Source organism: Burkholderia sp. Ed8 (genome assembly GCF_040761425.1).
Classification (GTDB): Bacteria; Pseudomonadota; Gammaproteobacteria; order Burkholderiales; family Burkholderiaceae; genus Burkholderia; species Burkholderia seminalis.
This window is the reverse complement of record NZ_CP142888.1, coordinates 223,464-240,961: the sequence shown is the minus strand read 5'-3', so window position 1 is coordinate 240,961 and position 17,498 is coordinate 223,464. Positions and strand designations below refer to the sequence as shown.

The 17,498-nt window shown below is 61.9% G+C and carries 14 protein-coding genes and 6 pseudogenes; 7 read left to right on the top strand and 13 right to left on the bottom strand.

What is annotated here, in order from left to right:
- The first annotated feature begins 40 nt into the window (after positions 1-40).
- Together VXM69_RS34130 and VXM69_RS34125 are read left to right on the top strand one after the other, a co-directional pair.
- Positions 41-2,146, top strand: a complete 2,106-nt coding sequence (locus VXM69_RS34130) for a TonB-dependent siderophore receptor (RefSeq protein WP_175907915.1) — start codon at positions 41-43, stop codon at positions 2,144-2,146.
- A gap of 301 nt (positions 2,147-2,447) precedes the next feature.
- A pseudogene (locus tag VXM69_RS34125) lies at positions 2,448-2,805 on the top strand (aldehyde dehydrogenase family protein); the annotation flags it as partial.
- A 210-nt stretch (positions 2,806-3,015) separates the two neighbouring features.
- On the opposite strand, the gene VXM69_RS34120 reads toward VXM69_RS34125, so the two are convergent.
- The 10 genes and pseudogenes from VXM69_RS34120 to VXM69_RS34075 form a co-directional block, all read right to left on the bottom strand.
- Positions 3,016-3,824 (bottom strand): IS5 family transposase gene (locus tag VXM69_RS34120; protein WP_244135780.1). Its coding sequence is split into 2 segments (ribosomal slippage): positions 3,016-3,476 and positions 3,476-3,824, totalling 810 coding nucleotides; the frame shifts between segments, so codons are not numbered across the junction.
- 86 nt (positions 3,825-3,910) lie between these two features.
- A pseudogene (locus VXM69_RS34115) lies at positions 3,911-4,172 on the bottom strand (transposase); the annotation flags it as partial.
- 64 nt (positions 4,173-4,236) lie between these two features.
- A pseudogene (locus VXM69_RS34110) lies at positions 4,237-4,932 on the bottom strand (IS30 family transposase); the annotation flags it as partial.
- 132 nt (positions 4,933-5,064) lie between these two features.
- On the bottom strand, positions 5,065-5,805 hold the full coding sequence (locus tag VXM69_RS34105; protein WP_175907913.1) for a hypothetical protein: 741 nt from the start codon (positions 5,803-5,805) through the stop codon (positions 5,065-5,067).
- Between the two features lie 263 nt (positions 5,806-6,068).
- Positions 6,069-6,803, bottom strand: a complete 735-nt coding sequence (locus tag VXM69_RS34100; protein WP_175907911.1) for an IS6 family transposase — start codon at positions 6,801-6,803, stop codon at positions 6,069-6,071.
- Between the two features lie 206 nt (positions 6,804-7,009).
- Positions 7,010-7,499 (bottom strand): annotated as a pseudogene (locus VXM69_RS34095) (squalene--hopene cyclase); the annotation flags it as partial.
- A 60-nt stretch (positions 7,500-7,559) separates the two neighbouring features.
- Positions 7,560-8,177 (bottom strand): membrane integrity-associated transporter subunit PqiC, encoded by a 618-nt coding sequence (locus VXM69_RS34090; RefSeq protein ID WP_367190398.1) that lies wholly within the window; start codon positions 8,175-8,177, stop codon positions 7,560-7,562.
- A 2-nt stretch (positions 8,178-8,179) separates the two neighbouring features.
- Positions 8,180-9,826 (bottom strand): MlaD family protein, encoded by a 1,647-nt coding sequence (locus VXM69_RS34085; protein ID WP_175907919.1) that lies wholly within the window; start codon positions 9,824-9,826, stop codon positions 8,180-8,182.
- A complete protein-coding gene (locus VXM69_RS34080) occupies positions 9,826-10,464 on the bottom strand; it encodes a paraquat-inducible protein A (protein ID WP_175907907.1) in 639 nt (212 codons plus the stop codon). Before VXM69_RS34080 ends, VXM69_RS34085 begins: the two co-directional genes overlap by 1 nt.
- Positions 10,461-11,078, bottom strand: coding sequence for a paraquat-inducible protein A (locus tag VXM69_RS34075; RefSeq protein WP_175907905.1), 618 nt, complete (start codon positions 11,076-11,078; stop codon positions 10,461-10,463). The genes VXM69_RS34080 and VXM69_RS34075 overlap by 4 nt, the downstream gene beginning before the upstream one ends.
- Before the next feature lie 92 nt (positions 11,079-11,170).
- On the opposite strand from VXM69_RS34075, the pseudogene VXM69_RS34070 reads away from it, so the two are divergent.
- Positions 11,171-11,356 (top strand): annotated as a pseudogene (locus tag VXM69_RS34070) (hypothetical protein); the annotation flags it as partial.
- Positions 11,357-11,382: 26 nt separating this feature from the next.
- Here VXM69_RS34070 and VXM69_RS34065 read toward each other — a convergent pair.
- Positions 11,383-11,520 carry a Vmc-like lipoprotein signal peptide domain-containing protein gene (locus VXM69_RS34065; RefSeq protein ID WP_367190428.1) on the bottom strand — a complete coding sequence of 46 codons (138 nt, stop codon included), beginning with the start codon at positions 11,518-11,520 and terminating at the stop codon, positions 11,383-11,385.
- Between VXM69_RS34065 and VXM69_RS34060 the strand changes: the two genes are divergently transcribed.
- The 4 genes and pseudogenes from VXM69_RS34060 (at position 11,465) to VXM69_RS34045 (ending at position 15,205) form a co-directional block, all read left to right on the top strand.
- The gene (locus VXM69_RS34060) at positions 11,465-11,830 is read left to right on the top strand and encodes a hypothetical protein (RefSeq protein ID WP_367190427.1); all 366 of its coding nucleotides are present in this window, start codon (positions 11,465-11,467) and stop codon (positions 11,828-11,830) included. The genes VXM69_RS34065 and VXM69_RS34060 overlap by 56 nt on opposite strands.
- Before the next feature lie 38 nt (positions 11,831-11,868).
- Positions 11,869-13,176: an FAD-dependent oxidoreductase gene (locus VXM69_RS34055; RefSeq protein ID WP_175907901.1), complete on the top strand. Its 1,308-nt coding sequence runs from the start codon at positions 11,869-11,871 to the stop codon at positions 13,174-13,176.
- A gap of 87 nt (positions 13,177-13,263) precedes the next feature.
- Complete coding sequence (locus VXM69_RS34050; protein WP_175907917.1) at positions 13,264-14,256, top strand: IS5 family transposase; 993 nt, start codon at positions 13,264-13,266, stop codon at positions 14,254-14,256.
- A 192-nt stretch (positions 14,257-14,448) separates the two neighbouring features.
- Positions 14,449-15,205 (top strand): annotated as a pseudogene (locus tag VXM69_RS34045) (IS5 family transposase).
- A 17-nt stretch (positions 15,206-15,222) separates the two neighbouring features.
- Here the strand turns inward: VXM69_RS34045 and VXM69_RS34040 are convergent.
- Both VXM69_RS34040 and VXM69_RS34035 read right to left on the bottom strand, forming a co-directional pair.
- Positions 15,223-16,209, bottom strand: a complete 987-nt coding sequence (locus VXM69_RS34040; protein ID WP_175907756.1) for a nitrilase family protein — start codon at positions 16,207-16,209, stop codon at positions 15,223-15,225.
- 23 nt (positions 16,210-16,232) lie between these two features.
- On the bottom strand, positions 16,233-17,435 hold the full coding sequence (locus tag VXM69_RS34035; protein WP_175907754.1) for an MFS transporter: 1,203 nt from the start codon (positions 17,433-17,435) through the stop codon (positions 16,233-16,235).
- Positions 17,436-17,498 lie beyond the last annotated feature (63 nt).

Below are 17,498 nucleotides of genomic sequence, written 5' to 3'. Positions count from 1 at the left end.
TCCGCCGTGCCCAAACGCGAACGACACGAAAAGGGGCGGTATGAGCAGGAGGAACTGGGCGGCCGCACCGATGGCCATCGTCGTCGGCACGGCCGGCATGGGTACAGTCTACGCACAGGAAACGGCGCTGCCGACCATCGAGGTGTCCGCGCAACGCGCGACGACGCCGTTCCGCACGCGCGAATCGACGAGCGCGACGCGCAGCGAGGCCGACGTGATGGAGATTCCGTTCGCGGTCAGCAGCGTCGATACGAAGCTGATCCAGACAGTGGCCGCGACGCGCGGCGACGATCTTTACGACTGGGTCGCGGGCGTCTCTCGTCAGAATAACTTCGGCGGCCTGTGGGACAACTACGCGGTGCGCGGCTTCGCCGGCGACGGCAACACGTCCGGCACCGACTATCTGGTCAACGGCTTTTCGTGGAATCGCGGGATAAGCGTGCCGCGCGACACCGTCAACCTCGAGCGCATGGAAGTGCTCAAGGGGCCGGCGTCGGCGCTGTACGGGCGCGGCGATCCGGGCGGCATCATCAGCTATACGACGAAGCAGCCGCAGTTTGCGCGCGCGAACACCATCGGCGTGTCGGCCGGCAGCTACGGCGCACTGCGCCAGACCCTCGATTCGACCGGCCCCGTCACGAAATCGCTGGCGTACCGCTTCGTCGCGATGAACGAGAACAACGGCAGCTTTCGCGATACGGTGTCGAGCAAACGCTACCTGTTCGCGCCGTCGTTCACGTGGGACATCGGCGCGGACACGACGCTCCATTACGAATTCGAGAGCGTGCGCCAGCGCGCGCCGCTCGATCGCGGCGTGTTGGCGGTCAACAGCCAGCTCGGCGTGATCCCCGCGTCGCGCTTCCTCGGCGAGCCGCGCGACGGCGACTACGACGTGCGCAATACGGGCCACCAGTTCACGCTCGAGCATCATATCTATTCCAGCTGGTCGATCAATGCCGGCGTCGCGCAACGCAACACCGACCTGTCGGGTCGTACGTCCGAGGCATTCGCATTGCAGCCGGACGGCCGCACGTTGTGGCGGCGCTACAAGGAAGTCGAGTTTCACTCGAACGACCTGCAAGGCCGCGTCGAAACCAGCGGCTCGTTCCGTACCGGCGGCATCGGCCATACGCTCGTGATGGGCGTCGATGCGTACCGCTTCAACTACGACCAATTCGTCGCGCGCTCGACGCCGACCGCCGCGGCGCCGTATGCGATCGACATCTTCGATCCGGTCTACGGCCAGCCCGCGCCGACGCCGCGCACCGCGACCGACCTGCTCGAACGCGACAATGGACAAGGCGTCTACGCGCAGGACACGCTCGCATTCGGGCCGCACTGGAAACTCCTCGCGGGGCTGCGCTGGGATCGCTTTCACCAGTCGGTCGAGAACCGCCTGAAGGGCACGACGAGCAGCCAGTTGCAGACCGCGTTGAGTCCGCGCCTCGGCATCGTGTACGAGATGAGCCCCGCGCTGTCGCTGTATGCGAATACCGCGTATTCGTTCCGGCCGAACAACGGCGCCGACGTAAACGGCCGCGCGTTCGATCCGGAGAAGGGGCATGGCTACGAAGTCGGCGCGAAATGGGCCGGCGCACGCTGGCTCACGACCGTCTCGGCGTTCTACGTGACTAAGCGCAACGTGTTGACCGCCGATCCAGGGAATGCAGGCTTCTCGCGCGCGGCCGGCGAAGTGCGCAGCCGCGGTGTCGAATTCGAATGGAGCGGCGATCTCGGTCATGGCCTGCGCGGCATCGCCAACTTCGCGTATGTCGACGCCGCGGTCATGCGCGATACCGTGCTGGCGCCCGGCTCGCGCCTCGTCGACGTACCGCGGCTGAGCGGCAGCGCACTGCTGATGTACGAGGCCACGCTGCCGTTCGCGGACAAGGCCGGCGCAGGCGCCGGCGTGATCTATGTCGGGCGCCGCGCTGGCAATACCTCCAACACGCAGGACGGCTTCGACCTGCCGGCCTATGCGACCGTGCAGCTGAACGGTTACGTGCAGATCGACAAGCACCTGCGCGCGTCGGTCGTGCTGAACAACCTGTTCAACCGCACTACCTACGTCAGCTCCTACAACAGCCTGTGGGTCACGCCGGGGGCGCCGCGCAGCCTGTTCGCGTCGCTCGCCTACTCGTTTTAGAACGACTGCCACGGGCCGCCCGCCTCCATCACGCGCCGAATCGCGACGAGCTAGAACACGCACGTCGCGGTACCGATACCCCCGCCGCTGTTCGCAGCCCGTGCGGGAAATCAATCAGCGACACACCAACCAGTGCCCACAGCCGTGGCCGCGATGCAGGCCGAAATCCTCACAACTCTGATCAGGTTCCAGTCATGAGACAGCAGTAAGCGACTCGGCCTGGCACCGCGGAGTGGAGGTAATCGCCGCGCTGATGCTCGAGCAGCGGGGTACTATGGTCGCGCTCGGGTGGACTGTTGTGAGCGACTATCTGCCGACCATTCTCTCGGACGTTGATGTCCAGATGGAGGCGGTGAAAAGCGAAATCTTCGGTCCGGTCCTCACTGTCCAGCTATTCGACGACGAAGAAGAAGCGCTGGCGCTTGCCGACCATCCTGACTACAGGCTGGCAGCGGGAGTGCATACTGCGGACATTGGCCGGGCATTGCGTATGGCGCGCAGTATCGAAGCGGGAGCCGTATGGATCAACCGGTACGGCCGTACTTCGGACATCACGGCGGCTACAAGCGCTCGGGCATCGCAAGGACCTGGGACGTCAGGCCTACGAGGCAGACCTGCATCAGAAAAGCGTCCTCATCGATTTCGCGCGGGACGAGTGAAATGACATGCATGGCAACCGTCAATGCCTTTCTGCAAAACATCGTGCTGCGCGCGAGGGCCGTCATGCCTGCAAGGTGTGTATACGACCAAACTCCATGCAGCAAATCCTGCTAAGCAGGGACTCCAATTCGATCGAATGTGTGTTGTAGCCGGTCAGAATTGAGGCATTCGCACAGGCATCACATGCTTTAGAGACGGTTTCATAAAGGCTACTGTGCGCGTCGGAGGGTATTCCAGCAGATCAGGCAACAACCGAGTTTGAGGAACGCGCCGTGAATGTCAGCACGACGCTCGAAACGAATACGGAGGCGACGGAAGTGATGCAGCCAGGCATGCGTGCGTTCGACGACCCAGCGATATTTGCCAAGGCCGCTGCCATGTTCAGTACGGCGCTTGGCGATCACCGGCTCGATACCGCGATCGCGCAACGCGCGTCGATGCCGCTCAGAGTCGTAACCACGATCGGCGTAGACCACACGCGGTCTGCTCAGTGGGTGGCCGCGCAATCCGAGAATCGGCGGAATCGCGTCGATCAGCGCCAGCAATTGAGTGACGTCGTTGACGTTCGCGCCGGTCAGGATCGCGGCGAGCGGGGTGCCGTTGGCGTCAGTGACGATGTGGTGCTTGGAACCGGGTCGCGCGCGATCGGTAGGGTTTGGCCCAGTTTTTGGCCCGCCCCAACGGCGCGAATCGATGATGAATCGACGGCGGCTCGCGAGAAATCGATTTGGTCCGCTGCGCGCAGCTTCGCGAGCAGCAACTCGTGCAAGCGATCCCATACGCCCGCAGCCTGCCAATCGCGGAGCCGTCGCCAGCAGGTCACGCCCGAGCCGCAGCCCATCTCGGCAGGCAGGTCGCGCCAGCGCAGTCCCGTCTTGAGAACGAACAGGATGCCGGTCAGCGCAGCGCGATTCGAAACAGGCAAGCGGCCTGGGTTCTTCTCGCGCCGCGGCTTGGGTGGCGGCAGTAACGGTTCGATCAATGCCCACAGTTCGTCGTCGATGATCGGCTTGCCCATCTCCTCGGTCTCGGTTGTTCCGATGCCTGAGGTTAACAGCTCACCGCAAAAGTTAACAGCCACACGGGCCCTTTTTGAAACCGTCTCTTACGCAGACGGCTGTTCTCGGCCTCCAGGTCGCTAACCGGACGACGACTTGAGCTCGGTGCACTCGACGCCAGCCCCGCTGCGGCCTGCGCACTGCCATCGCGCTGATCACGGCACCAGTTCCCCAGCGTCGCCACCGGCACGCCCAGCCTGCGAGCGGCTTCATGCTGACCGACGCTCTCAGCGAGCCGCACCGCCTCAACCTTGAATTCCTTCGTGTACTGCCGTGGCTACCACGTGCTCTGCCATGTTCTTCTCCATACAGGCAAAAAGTTATCAAACTTCTTGCTGTACGTGGAATCGAGGCAGGGTCAGCCATCTCGCTGCCTTGATCGTAGGTCAGCGTCTGGCGCAGCGGCTCGACGAGCGATTGCAACTTGGACGTGAAGGCGGCCAGCGCCGACGCGGCAGTCGCGTCGGGCATTTGGGCCAGCAGCACGGCGCGACTCATGCGCTCGACGAGCACGGCCACGGAAGACTTGTTGCCGGCGCCCTTGATGAGGTCGCCTTCCCAGTGGCCCGGCATAAGGCGATCGCTGATCTCGGGCGGCCGCACGTGGATGCTAACCATATCGGGGATCTTGCCGCGCCGATCCGCGCCCCGCGATCGCGGCAGGCGCTTGTTGCGGTGCTGGCGCAAGCAGGCAATCAGTTCGCGACGCAGCTCACCGCGAGGCTGGGCATAGATGGCGTTGTAAATCGTTTCGTGGGACACGTGCAGACTCGGATCGTCGGGGAAGGTGCGCTTCAGGGTAGCCGCGATTTCCTGTGGAGACCACTGCCGCTGGCGTAGACGCTCGCAAACGACACCCCAGAGAATCGAGTCGGGGGCGAGCTTTATCGCCGGCCGAGCGGCTTGCCGTCGAGTGTTGCGGGACGCTTGGGCGACGCGCGAGCAGTACAGCCCGTTGGTCTGGGTATTGCGCGCCAGCTCACGACTTAGCGTCGACGGCGCGCGCTGGAGCTTGCGGGCGATCGCCCGCAAGCTCCAGCCTTCGTCCCGCCAGAAATCGATTCGCATACGTTCTTCAGGTTGCAGTTGTTGGTACGTTCTCTTTGCCATTCACGGAATTTACCGGCTGGCGAAAGTGTTGCACTTCAGATTTGAGGCCGCCCTGCAAGTCGAACGGGCAACACATTAATCAGCGTTTCCCTAACGTGACAGCGCCAGGCGAGATTCGGCAATCTGCTTCAACTCATCGGGGATTGAAGCAGATTCAACCAACTGCTTGAGCAAATCAGCGGCTCTGTTTTCGTCTTTTGGGCCACCGTCGCCAAGCGTCAAACTCGTCGCGAGGTTGAGTATTGAGCGAGGCAGCCCTCGCGCCGCCAAAGCCTCGAGGAGGTGGCGAGCCACTTCCGGCTCTCGGGTTCGGTTGCCGCTTAGCAACTCATCAGCAAGTGATTCTACAAACCTCAACGAACTTTTGTTCTCTGTTCCGTGTACCCCGGCGATGAGCGCTTGTTCGAAGTCGCCAACGCGATCGTGGGTGGCGTGTGCCAGCGTGCTAAGCGCGCCTTGGAAATTCAGATCATCCTTTGAGCCTGCGAACGGCGTTTGTGGCCGGTCTCCGCACTCTTCTTGCGCATGTGAGGCCGATGGTCGCCACCATCGGACAAAGTTGTCTGCGGATTGACCGTGAAGATCAACCAACGATGCGGCCAATTGCGCCGCCTGATATACGCGTCTCTCGGTTACTGTCGCGCCGTCGCATGCCTCATCGAGCGCGGAGGCTACTTTGGTGCCCAGCTTGCTGTGGAGGTCGGCCCAGTCTTTATAGCCGAAGACCTCGGAAGTCACCTGTCGCGCCTGGGATTCCTTTAGCGAAAGGCGATATTTTAGCCGATCGGCAGCCCGTGTCGGGATCGACGTGCTCTGGAAGTAGATACGCATACCCTCTCCTAATATAAGGGTGAGCGGCAACGGGGTCGGATCTATTCTCGGACTCAGGCCTGAGGTGATGAGCCAGCAAGTTCACTAAAAGGCTCCATGTGCTGCAGGGCAACCTTAATGTGGCTAATCACGGACCAGCCATGATAGTTGTCGCGCGGCGGCCATTATAATAGATAATCTACGCTTTTGCGTTGGAAGCCGCCAATTACGGCTCTGTCAACTTATCGAGACTAATGCGGAAAGACGGCAGGAAAATGCGGCCCTCAGAACTGGCAGGACGGATTTTGGGTGACTTCGGTGAGTTCACACCAGGCAACGAATCGCGCCGAGAGCTGTTTGCGATAGAGTGAAGCGCGCAGCAGATGCCGCTTGACCGCGAAGTGTTGTCTGATCGGCCCGAAGCACGAGAGAAATTCCTGTGTACGTTTGGGGTCGCGAAAGCCGCGCATGCGACGCTCCCGTTCACGCGTTGGCTGGTGGCTGTTCTCTGCGAGGTTATTCAATCGTGCGCCCGCTTTGACGAACACGTGCTTCACGTTCGCAAGTTCCGGGATCTCCGCTTTTGCCGCCGGATAGCTTCGCAACTGATCGGTGACGATCTTGCGCGGTACCGGGCTCGAGCGCAGTACACGCTTGAAAAAACGTTTGGCTGCGGCTTTGTCGCGCCGCTTTTGTAGCAGGATGTCGAGTTCGGTGCCGTGCTCATCGACCGCACGCCACAGCAGGTACGGTTCGCCACGCAGCGTGACGAACATCTCGTCGAGGTGCCACGTGCTACCCGGTTTGCGTCGCGCCGCTTTTACACGGTGAGCAAAGCCGTTGCCAAATTTGTCGCACGAGCACCGGATGGTTTCGTATGTTACGGTCACGCCGCGCTCGAAGAGCAGTTCCTCTATGTCGCGCAAGCTCAACTGAAAGCGGAAATACCAACGCACGGCGCAACTGATGCCCCCGGCTGGGAAACGGTGACCGTGATAGAGCGATTTCGATTTCTTCATCTCGCCATCTTACGTGACCAGCCCAATAACCTGACAACGCCGTTGTTGATGCGCGCTGTTCATGCCGGGTCCCGCGTTATGCCGAGCGGCTTGTACTAGTTGCGATGTGGCACCGCAAAAACGGACGCGCTGTCGGTCGATCAACCGGTCGTCGCATTCGGCATAGCGGGGATCCTCACAATTCGGTGAGGAACTCCCGCAGTTTACATCGGCATCCATTTCGGGAACAGCACTAACGCGAACGGCATGAATGGTGTGGCACGCCATGGCACCTAGCCGAACGTGGCAAGCCGGATACATTTGAATGCGTTCGATTTTGCGGCACCGCAGAGCTTGGGGATGGTGTCGCGTGCACGTTCCATGTGCGATGCGTTCATGTCGTCGCCTGCGGCCTTCAGCGCGAAATACGCCTTGATGCTGCATGAAGTGTCTCGTGCGCTGTCGACGTAAAGATCCCCCTGCCCCCCCATGTGTGTCCAGACGTTCTATCGCGCGCAGGTATCGCGCCACCTGCTCCTGCCGAACGGGTTCGATCTTTCCCATGAAATGCACCGAGGATGTAATCGGGCGTTATCGTCGCGTCGAATTCGAGTGCGAAGCACCATCCGCCGTCAGGTTGCTGCAAGCGGGCGAGTGCGTCGCGCGCGCGATAGCAGTGCCGAGCCGGGCCGCGAAAGCCGGGATGGTCAGATTCATGAGTCGTGCAGCAGGCTGGTACGAAAATCGAGAAGTGGTCGGACGGTTGACATTGCGTCGTTAATCCGGGCATCGGTACTGGCCGGTCGTACCGGCGTCGCTCGCCGTCCGGGCGATCTGGCCGGCAAGTTCATCGACAATGCGTTGCTGCACGCGCACAATCCCGGCATAGCGGCCGGACGCTTCGGCGTGCAGTTGCGTGTGACAGGTCACGCCCGCGCTACCAGTCGACTGTACGGGGCGAACGCTCCAGTCGGCATCCATTCCTGCATCGACACCCGGCCAGGCGTCGAAGCGCCGGATCTGTACGCGAACCACCAGCACCTGCCTGTTGACGGGCCGCGAAAGGCCCGCGACATCTTGGGTGTTAAGCTGCCGAACGAGATCCGATGACAGCGCCGTCCGGAGTTCGTCGCCAAGCGGTGCGGCCCAGCGTTGTGCGTCGAGTATCGTGACGCCTTCCGCCCCGCTGCGTACGACCATTTGCTGCTGGTCCAGCTGGGCGGGGATGCCCACGGGCAGGACGTCAATCACGAACGGTGCTGTCGGGCGAGCTGATTCTTCGCGAGTAGCCGGTGGAACCAGTGTGTAGTAGTGCACAGGCGACGAGGCGCATGCAGCCAGCAGGAACATTGAGGTAATTATCAGTCCGGTCGCAATGCGGGCAGAGGTGGTCATGATCAGTAGTCCAGAGAAGCTGAGGAAGCGGCACGCGGCGCTGCTGAATGGTCGGCCGGCTGCCCTCGCAAGAGTGCCTCCGGATGCCGCCCTAACAGGTCTGTCAGCGCGCGCAATGACCGTGCGGTGCGTTGCAGCTCCGTCAGCGTCTGCCCTAGATTTTCCTGCAGCGGGCTGTCGTCCGACAGCATGCTCTGGACGCCGTTGAGCGTCTGCCCCGCCCGCTGCAGGGTCTTCGTCGCTGCGGGCAGCACCTGACCGTTGACCTGTTTCAGCGTGCTGTCCATATCGGCGAGGCTGGCGTCGAGGTGATGCGCGATTGAGTCGAGCGGTAACCGGTCAACCTTGTCCACGATGCTAGCGACCTGTTCCTGCAGCCTGTCAAACCCGCCGTCTACGGTCGGCAGCGTCAGCGGACGTGCGTTGGCGTCGAAGGCAACCTTCGGCGCATTCGCCACGAAATCGAGCGAGATGTACAACTGCCCGGTGAGCAGGTTGCCGGAGCGCGCCTGCGCGCGCAGTCCGTGCGCGACCATCCCGGCGAGGAACTGCGCAGCGCGCTGGTCCGCGGTGCCTTCCATTTTGGGCAGCCTGCCGAGCACCGGCCCGAGCCGCTGTGGATAGACCTCGATCATTACAATCGACAGGAAACGTTTTGTCGCCGGATCATAGTCGAGCTTGAGCGACGCCACGCGACCGATGTCGACACCCGAGAACTCCACAGGCGCACCCACCGACAGCCCGCGCAGCGGCTGGCCGAAGCGCAGCTGGATCGCCTGTGATGGGCCGTCAGGCGGCGCCATTGCGCTTTGCTCGTTATTCGCAAGTGTGAATCGCGTGCCGGGCGGTGCCGCCGCACGGGGGCTGCCATCGGGCGTTCCAAACGCGATGCCTCCGGAAACGATGGTTGCGACTGACTGCGTCTTCAGCTTCAGGCCGTTGGCGTCAAGCGACAGGTCCACGCCGCTTGCGTTCCAGAAGCGCGTGTCTGTCGTCACGAAGCGGTCGTACGGCGCATCGACGAACACCTGGAGATCGACGCCGCGGCCGTCCGCATCGAGCGCGTAGGAGGCGACCTGCCCGACCTGGATATGCCGGTAGTAGACCAGCGAGCCGATGTCGAGCGAACCGAGATCCTTCGCATGCAGCGCGAAGCTCGTGCCCGGCGTGCCGTTGATCACGGTCGGTGGAATTTCCAGTCCGGTGAACGCGCGTTGCGCGACGGCCGAATGTCCCTTGTCCATGCCGATATACGCGCCCGAGAGCAACGTATCGACGCCTGACACGCCGCCCATGCCTATCCGGGGTCGCACGACCCAGAACCGGGTGTCGGCGTGGATCAGGTTGCGCGCGTTCCGAACGAATGCGACCGTGGCGATGACGTGCGAGCCATCATCGCTCAACGATACGGTCTGCACCGTGCCGATCGTGACGTCCTTGTACTTGACCGGAGTCTTGCCTGCTTCGAGCCCCTGTGCGGTCCTGAGCGAGATTGTGACCTCGGGGCCGGCCGACAGCCACGTGTGGATCACCATCGATAGGCCGATCAGTGCGGCGATCAGCGGTACGAGCCAGACGAGCGAGAGCCGCAGGCGGCTGCGCGTCACCGGCGGCTCGCGCGGATCAGGAGCAGAAGTGACGGGATTCATCATTCTTTTGTGTCCCAGATGAGCCGGGGATCAAAGTGCATGGCGGAGAGCATGGTGAGGATGACCACCATGCCGAAGAACAGGATGCCGGCGCGCGGCTCGATTTCCGCCAGCGCGTCGAACTTCACCAGCGCACAGACAATTGCGACGACCAGCACGTCGAGCATCGACCAGTAGCCGACCAGCTCGACCATCCGGTATAGGCGCGTGCGCTCGCGCATGGCCCACTGGCTTTGTCTGCGGGTTGTGACGAGCAGCGTGGCGATGGCAAGGAACTTCGTGCAGGGCACGGCCACGCTCGCCACGAAGATCACGAGCGCGATGCCCCACGAGCCGGATTGCCAGAACTCGACGACACCGCTGAGAATGGTGTTCTCGCCGCCGCTGCCGAGGATTTCTGTGTACATCACCGGTAGCAGGTTGGCGGGAATGTAGAAGACCAGCGCGGCGATCAGGAACGCCCACGCGCGTGTGATGCTGTCTGGACGCCGGGCATGCAGTACGGCCCGGCAGCGGGGGCAGCGCAGTGTCTTCGGGTGAAGGCCATCATTCCCGGCCGACATTGCCGAGCGGCACAGCAGTCCGCAGGCATGACAGGCAATCGCTCCGAGCTGGAGGGTGCGTACGGGGTCGCTCATCGATGGCGGTCCTCCGGCGAGGTCCATGACCACAGCCTTGTGACGTCGCGTCCTGCAATCAGCGTAACCAGCACCATCAGCACCGCGGTGGCCCAGATGCCGGCGCCCGGCACGATCGCGACGAGACTGGAGAGTTTGACGATTGCAACCAGGATACCTAGCAGGCCGACTTCGAGCATGCTCCACGGGCGCAGGGTGGCCAGCACTCGCATTAGCACGGCAAAGCCAGGGGCACACCGCCCCACGCGCGCGAAAGCCAATAGCCAGGTGAGCAACGCGATCTGAAGGCACGGCACGATCACGATGGCTAGTGCCGCCGGTATCGCAATCGGTGCAGCTGGTCCTTGCGCGAGTGCAACCGCCGCTTGCCAAAGAGTGGTCTCACTATACCGCCCCGCCAGGCTGATGCGGATGACCGGGCAGGCGTTGGCGATGACGAACACTACGCCGGCTGCCACCGTCATCGCCAGCCAACGGTCCACGTCCATCGAGCTTGCCCGCTCAAGCACGGCGCCGCAGCGCTCGCAGTGCGCCACCTGGTGGCGAGAGAGTGGGCGGCGGCGATAGACGCTGTCGCAATGCTCGCACGCGATGAGGTCGGGGAAAGTCTGCATGCAGGTTGCTATCTTTGAGGTCGATGAACTGGACGGATGCGTCTATTTTGATTAAATTAGACAATCATGTCTAGTTCAAGAAACAATCCACCATGACCGAAGCTCCATTGAAGGTAGGCGGCCCGGCGTCTGAGGCGCACACGCCGGAGCCCAGGGTAGCCCGGCAGCCGAGCCAGTTGAGAGGGCGTGCGCGGGTTGAGTCAATCCTCGATGCAGTCTCGGTGACGATTGCCGAGGAGGGGCTGGCCGGCGTCACGATGCACGGCGTAGCCCGACGCTCGGGAACGTCGATCGGCTCGCTCTATCATTTCTTTCCCGGCCGAGACGACCTGTTGCTGGGGTTGGTCCGCCGGCACGAGGCAGCGATTGCCGCGATTAACGGCGAGATGCTGGCTGTGCCACGCGAGGTCTGGCGGCGGTTTTCCGTTTCCGAGGCCGTCAATTATCTGTTGGCGCCCTACGTCGGTTACACGCGGCAGCATCCTGATTTCTTCCCACTCATGCACGACAGGAGTTATGCGGAAAACGAGGCGACATTCAGGCAGGTGCTCCGGTGCATAGTCGATGCCCGGCTGCCGAAGGCTAAACCGGCTGCCAGGGAACGGCACGCGGCGATGCTGCACACGATTGCTGTTGGCGTCATGCGCGTGGCCTTTCTCGTCGAACCCGAACGGCTGACGTTCTATATGAACGAGATGCCTAGGGTGATGGCGGCCTATCTGGTCAGTCTCGAGGCCGAGGCAGGGCGGTGAGCGGGATGATTTCTGGACAGGGCAACGACGGAGTGACCATGGAACGGGAGCTGCAGCGCAGGAAAATCGTGATCGTTGGCGGCGGGGTGGCCGGACTCGAGATCGCCACGTCGCTCGGGCGGCGCTGGCGGCGCGATCCGCATGCGCTATCGGTGATGCTAGTCGACCGGGATTCCGCCCACGTCTGGAAGCCGATGCTGCATACGATCGCGGCAGGCACACGCGATCTCTCGCAGCAGCAGACACCCTATATCGCCCAGGCGTGCAATGCCGGCTTCGAGTACCAGCCTGGCGAGATGTGCGGTCTCAATCGCGCGGCGCGCGAGATCCGGCTTGCACCGCTGCACGCGCCCGATGGTCGGCTGCTTGTGCCTGCGCGGCGGGTCGGCTACGACGCGCTGGTCATCGCGATCGGCAGCGAGGCCAACGATTTCGGGACCCCGGGTGTGCAGGAGCACTGCTTCCGGATCGACTCGCGCCGGCAGGCCGATGCGTTCAACCAGGAGGTGCGGATCAGGATGCTTCAGTGTCTCGCGCGCGAACGGGAGCTGTCTATCGCAATTGTAGGTGGCGGGGCAACCGGCGTGGAACTGGCAGCTGAGCTCGTGCACCTGACCGAGGCCGCCGTCGCGTATGGTGCGAAGGGACTGGGGTCGCGGATTCGCATTACCATAATCGAAAGCGGTCCGCGTCTGCTGGCGGCTTTCCCGCAGGATATCTCGGCCGCGACTTGCGCACGCCTTGGAACGCTGGGTATCGAAGTCATGACGGACACGCGGGTGACGGCGGCGACGGCCAACGGGTTCGAGCTTGGTGACGGTGGGCGGGTGGAGGCATCGCTGAAGGTCTGGGCGGCAGGCGTGAAGGCCCCGGGATTTCTCGCCGGCCTCGACGGCCTGGAGACGACCCGCGGCAACCAACTGGTCGTGCAGCCTTCATTGCAGACGACGCGTGACCCCGCGATTTACGCCGTTGGTGACTGCGCGCACTACACGCCGGCGGGCGCTGGGCGGGCGCTCGCGCCGACCGCGCAGGCTGCCCATCAGCAGGCGCAGCATATGATCCGCCATCTTCCGGGGGCGGTCCTGCACGGGCAACCGATCCCGGCGTTTGCCTATCGGGACATGGGGGCGCTGGTGTCGCTGGCCGACTACGATGCGTTTGGCTCGCTCGGAAAGTTCGGCCTGTTCAGTGGAACGTCGATCCGAGGCCGGCTCGCGCAGTTCAGTCACGCGATGCTGTATCGCAGCCATCAGGCGCGGCTCTACGGCTTCTGGCGCGGCGGACTGGTCTGGCTTGTCGACCGGCTGAACATGCGGTTGCGATCGTCGATCAGGCTCGACTAAGGAAACGCTGATTAATGAAGTCCGGCGGTCATCGCTGACGTAGCCGAGGCCGTTATAGAAGACAGCTCACGGAACGGACCCACGATGATGAAGAGGCAGATCGGCTTCGCGGAAGCGGAAATTGCAGGCAAGAAGCGCGTGACGAGGCGCCAACGCTTCTTGGCCGAGATGGAGAAGATCGTGCCGTGGCAGCGCTTGCTGTCGGCAATCGAGCCGCATTACCCGAAGGGCACGCGAGGCCGTCCGCCGATTGGCCCGGAGCGAATGCTGCGGATCTACTTCCTGCGACAGTGGTACGGGCTGTCGGACGAAGGGCTGGAAGACGCGCTGTATGACAGCATCGCGCTGCGCGCCTTCGCGGGCATCGATCTGGCGGTCGAGAACGTGCCGGATGCGACCACGCTGTTGAAGTTCCGGCGCCTGCTGATCGAACACGAATTGACACGCAAGCTGTTCGACGAGATCGGCATCTCGCTGTGCGAGCGAGGACTGCTGATGAAGGAAGGCACGCTGGTTGATGCGACGATCATCGAAGCGCCGCCGTCGACCAAGAACGCCGAGAAGAGCCGTGACCCGGACATGCATCAAACGAAGAAAGGCAACGAATGGCACTTTGGGATGAAAGCCCACGTTGGCGTGGACGCCGATTCGGGTCTGATCCAAAGTGTGGTTGGCACGGCGGCGAACGTGTCGGATGTGTCGCAAGCGCATGCCCTGCTGCACGGGCATGAACAGGAAGCGTTCGCCGACGCGGGCTACATCGGAGTAGATAAGCGCGACGAAATGAAAGGCAAGACCGTGAAGTGGCACGTGGCGGCCAAGCGCGGAAAGATCAAAGCGATGCAGGAAGGGCCGCTGAAGGACTTGGTGGTCGCGGTCGAACGAACCAAGGCGCAGATCCGTTCGCGGGTCGAGCATCCGTTCCATATCGTCAAGAACCTGTTTCACCATCGCAAGACGCGGTACAAGGGCTTGGCCAAGAACACGGCGCAACTGTTCAGCCTGTTCGCTCTGGCGAATCTGGTGATTGCGCGCAATCTGTTGCGATCAGTTCAGGGGAGCAGTCCGTCATGTGTGTGAAAAACGCGAGCAAGAGGCTCGTCTACGAGACAAATTCACCGAAATGAGCATCGATTCGAATCGTTATCCTGAAGGTTCGACGCCGCTTCATCTGCAAGTCGAACGGGCAACACATTAATCAGCGTTTCCCTAGGGTCTGTTTACATTCGATGAAATGTGTTTACATCTTGTTTTTTGCACGATCAAGGCAAGATGGTCCGAACATTACTGAGCGACGAGGTATGGGCACGAATCGAGTATGTCCTGCCAGGCAAGGAAGGCGACCCGGGGCGAACGGCAGCCGACAATCGGTGGTTTGTCGAGGCCGTTCTCTGGATCGGCCGCACGGGTTGTCCGTGGCGCGACTTGCCGAAGGAATTCGGCCGATGGCATACGGTGTACATGCGCTTCTCCCGGTGGCGTCGCAAAGGCGTGTGGGAACGCGTGGCACATGCGGTATCCGACGAGACGGAAATCAAACGCGTGCTGATCGACTCGACCATCGTGCGAGCACACCAGCATTCGGCAGGCGCCCGAAAAAAGCGGCCCGCAAGCGCTCGGCCGCTCACGAGGAGGATTGACGACCAAGTTGCATCTGGCCGTTGATGAAGCCGGGCGGCCGCTGCGAATGATTGTCACGCAAGGACAGGTCTCGGACATTTCGTGTGCGCACGAATTGGTCGAGCATCTGCGCACGGGCGCCGTGATTGCTGACAAAGGTTACGACTCGGACGCCTTCGTGAACACCATCCGCGCTACGCGCGCGAAGGCCGTTATCCCGCCGCGTTCGAATCGAAAGACCAAACGTCGGTACAGCCGCGTGCTGTATCGAACTCGGAACATCGTCGAACGCTTCTTCAATCGCATCAAACATTTTCGTGGTGTCTCCACTCGTTACAACAAGCTCGCCGGTAACTATCTCGCCTTCGCGGTGCTTGCTTGCGCCTTTGGACCGCTGGTGAGAATGTGAACAGGACCTAGCAATATTTATTTTGTCTTCGTTGGGGCTGTCGAGAAGCGTGCTTCACGAGGAGGGAGCTCGTCACCTCGTACTTCCGTCAGGCAAGAATATAGCTCCGGACGGCGACCTCTTAGCCATCGCTGTCCGGTACTCATCTCGACCAATTGCAAATCGAGATCGGCCACCACCATCGCGTCTTCATATGCAGTCGTTTCGGCGATAATGCGGCCATAGGGATCAAGAATCATCGCATTCCCCGTCCGAACCTCGTCCTCGTCTTGTCCTACCCCATTGCTGAAGATCACGAAGATTCCGCTATCGTGCGCGCGCGCGGGTAACCATCGCATCAGCCACTCGCGACCATTCGGCCCTTGGAATTCCGCCACAAGAGCCTCGGGATTATGATGTCTGTCATGCCATTTCGACAGAGGAATTGGCTTCATGGCATGAGGGCTTCTGGAATGTGTGCCACCCGTCTGATGCGGGGCAATAAGAATCGTTGCGCCCAGTAGAGCTGTGGCACGGACGTTCTCGATGAGGTTATTATCCCAGCAGATGAGAATGCCGATTTTTATTCCCCACTGCGTATCGAATACCGTATACCGGTCTCCACTGCTGACGAGCTCATGTTCGAACGCATGCAATTTCCGGTGGCTATGTAATTCTCCATTGGGCATGCAGATTACATAGGTGTTGAAAAGCTGCCTGTCTTGCGCCACCTCCAGGAGTCCTATGCCGATTGCCATGTCGAATCTGGCCGCCATTTCTCGCACGGCCTGGACCGAAGGACCATCGACCGGTTCTGCCAAGGCGTCCAGTTCGGCCCGATCCAGCTTCGGTATGTGCCAGTATCCCGTAATGCACATTTCCGGGAAAACAGCTAAACGCGCACCTTGGGACGCTGCTGCCTTGACGAAGTTAGCAATTCGTTCAAGGTTATATGCTTTGTCGCTTGCGCGATGCTGGAATTGAATTGAAACAACGCGGAGCACCGATTCAGATATTATTTCCATTGACTAATTTCGGATATTCCTGCTCACTCATGTGAACGAACGCTGGCGTCGGTATTGGTGAGTGTGGCGGCAGATGAATGTATGCCTGCCAGGGTGAGTATGCCAATGGCGGTCGCAGCGGCGGCTCCCGTATAGAAGATCGCGCCCAGGCCGTAATGCTGGCCGAGCAGGCCGAGCAGGGGCGGAGCGGCAAGCAGGCCCGCGAATCCCATCGCCGAGACAGTGGCAATCTGCACCGCCGGGCGCGGAAGGGCGCCGGCCATACTGAAAAGTACCGGCACGACGTTGGCGAGTCCGGCACCGGCGATCGCGCAGCCCACAATCATGACGAACGGATCCTGGCTCACCGGCCCAGCCAGCAGCCCGGTCGCGGCAATCAGACCGCCTGCGCAGACCAGTGCTCGCGAGCTGAATTTGCGTCGAATGATGTCTCCCGCGAAACGCATGAGCGCCATGAAACCGGCGAAGACGGCGTAGCCCATCAGGGCGATTTCATTGCCGGCACCCAGTGTGTGCCGCATGTAGACTGCCGCCCAGTCGAGCACCACGCCCTCGCAGGCGAAGGCAAAAGTGGCGACCACGCCCAGGAGCAGAGCAGGACCGAACAGGGACAGCCGCGTCTTTCCGGAAGCCTGCTCACTGCTGTCCGCTTGCCTGTCGGCGAGAAGCCCGCGCTGGGCCCAAACAAACATCACGAATATCGCGACGGTGATCACCAGTGCCTCGACGGCCGGGCCGAACGCGCGCATCAGCAAGGCGCCGGCGCTCGCGGCCGAGAGGCCGCCCAGGCTCCACATCCCGTGGAACGAGGACATGTAGGGACGGCCGTAACGCTTTTCGACGTCACTGGCATGCGCGTTCATGGCCACATTCATGGTGCCGCCCGATGCGCCGAACAGCAACACGATGACGCCGAGCGCCACGACGCTCGGCGCCAACGGAATGAGGCCGGCGAGGGAGCAATACACGACGGCGCTGACGCGTATCGACCTGCCCACGCCGATGCGCTGGATTAGCCAGGCGCTGAATGCCATGGCCACAACGGTGCCGCCGCCGAGCATCAGCAGGATCAGGCTGAGCACGAAAGGGGCGAGACCCAACCGTTCCTTGAGACTCGGGATCTGCGTGGCCCACATGCCGATCAGCGCGCCGTTAACGAAGAACATGGCGGCCGTCGGATGCCATGCTTGCCAGTTCTGGCGCATACCCGCGATGGGTTCATGCATGACGTGCTCCTGCGAGGCCCGGGTGGATGACCGGCGTCGAAGGGGATCGGGTAGGTTTCACGG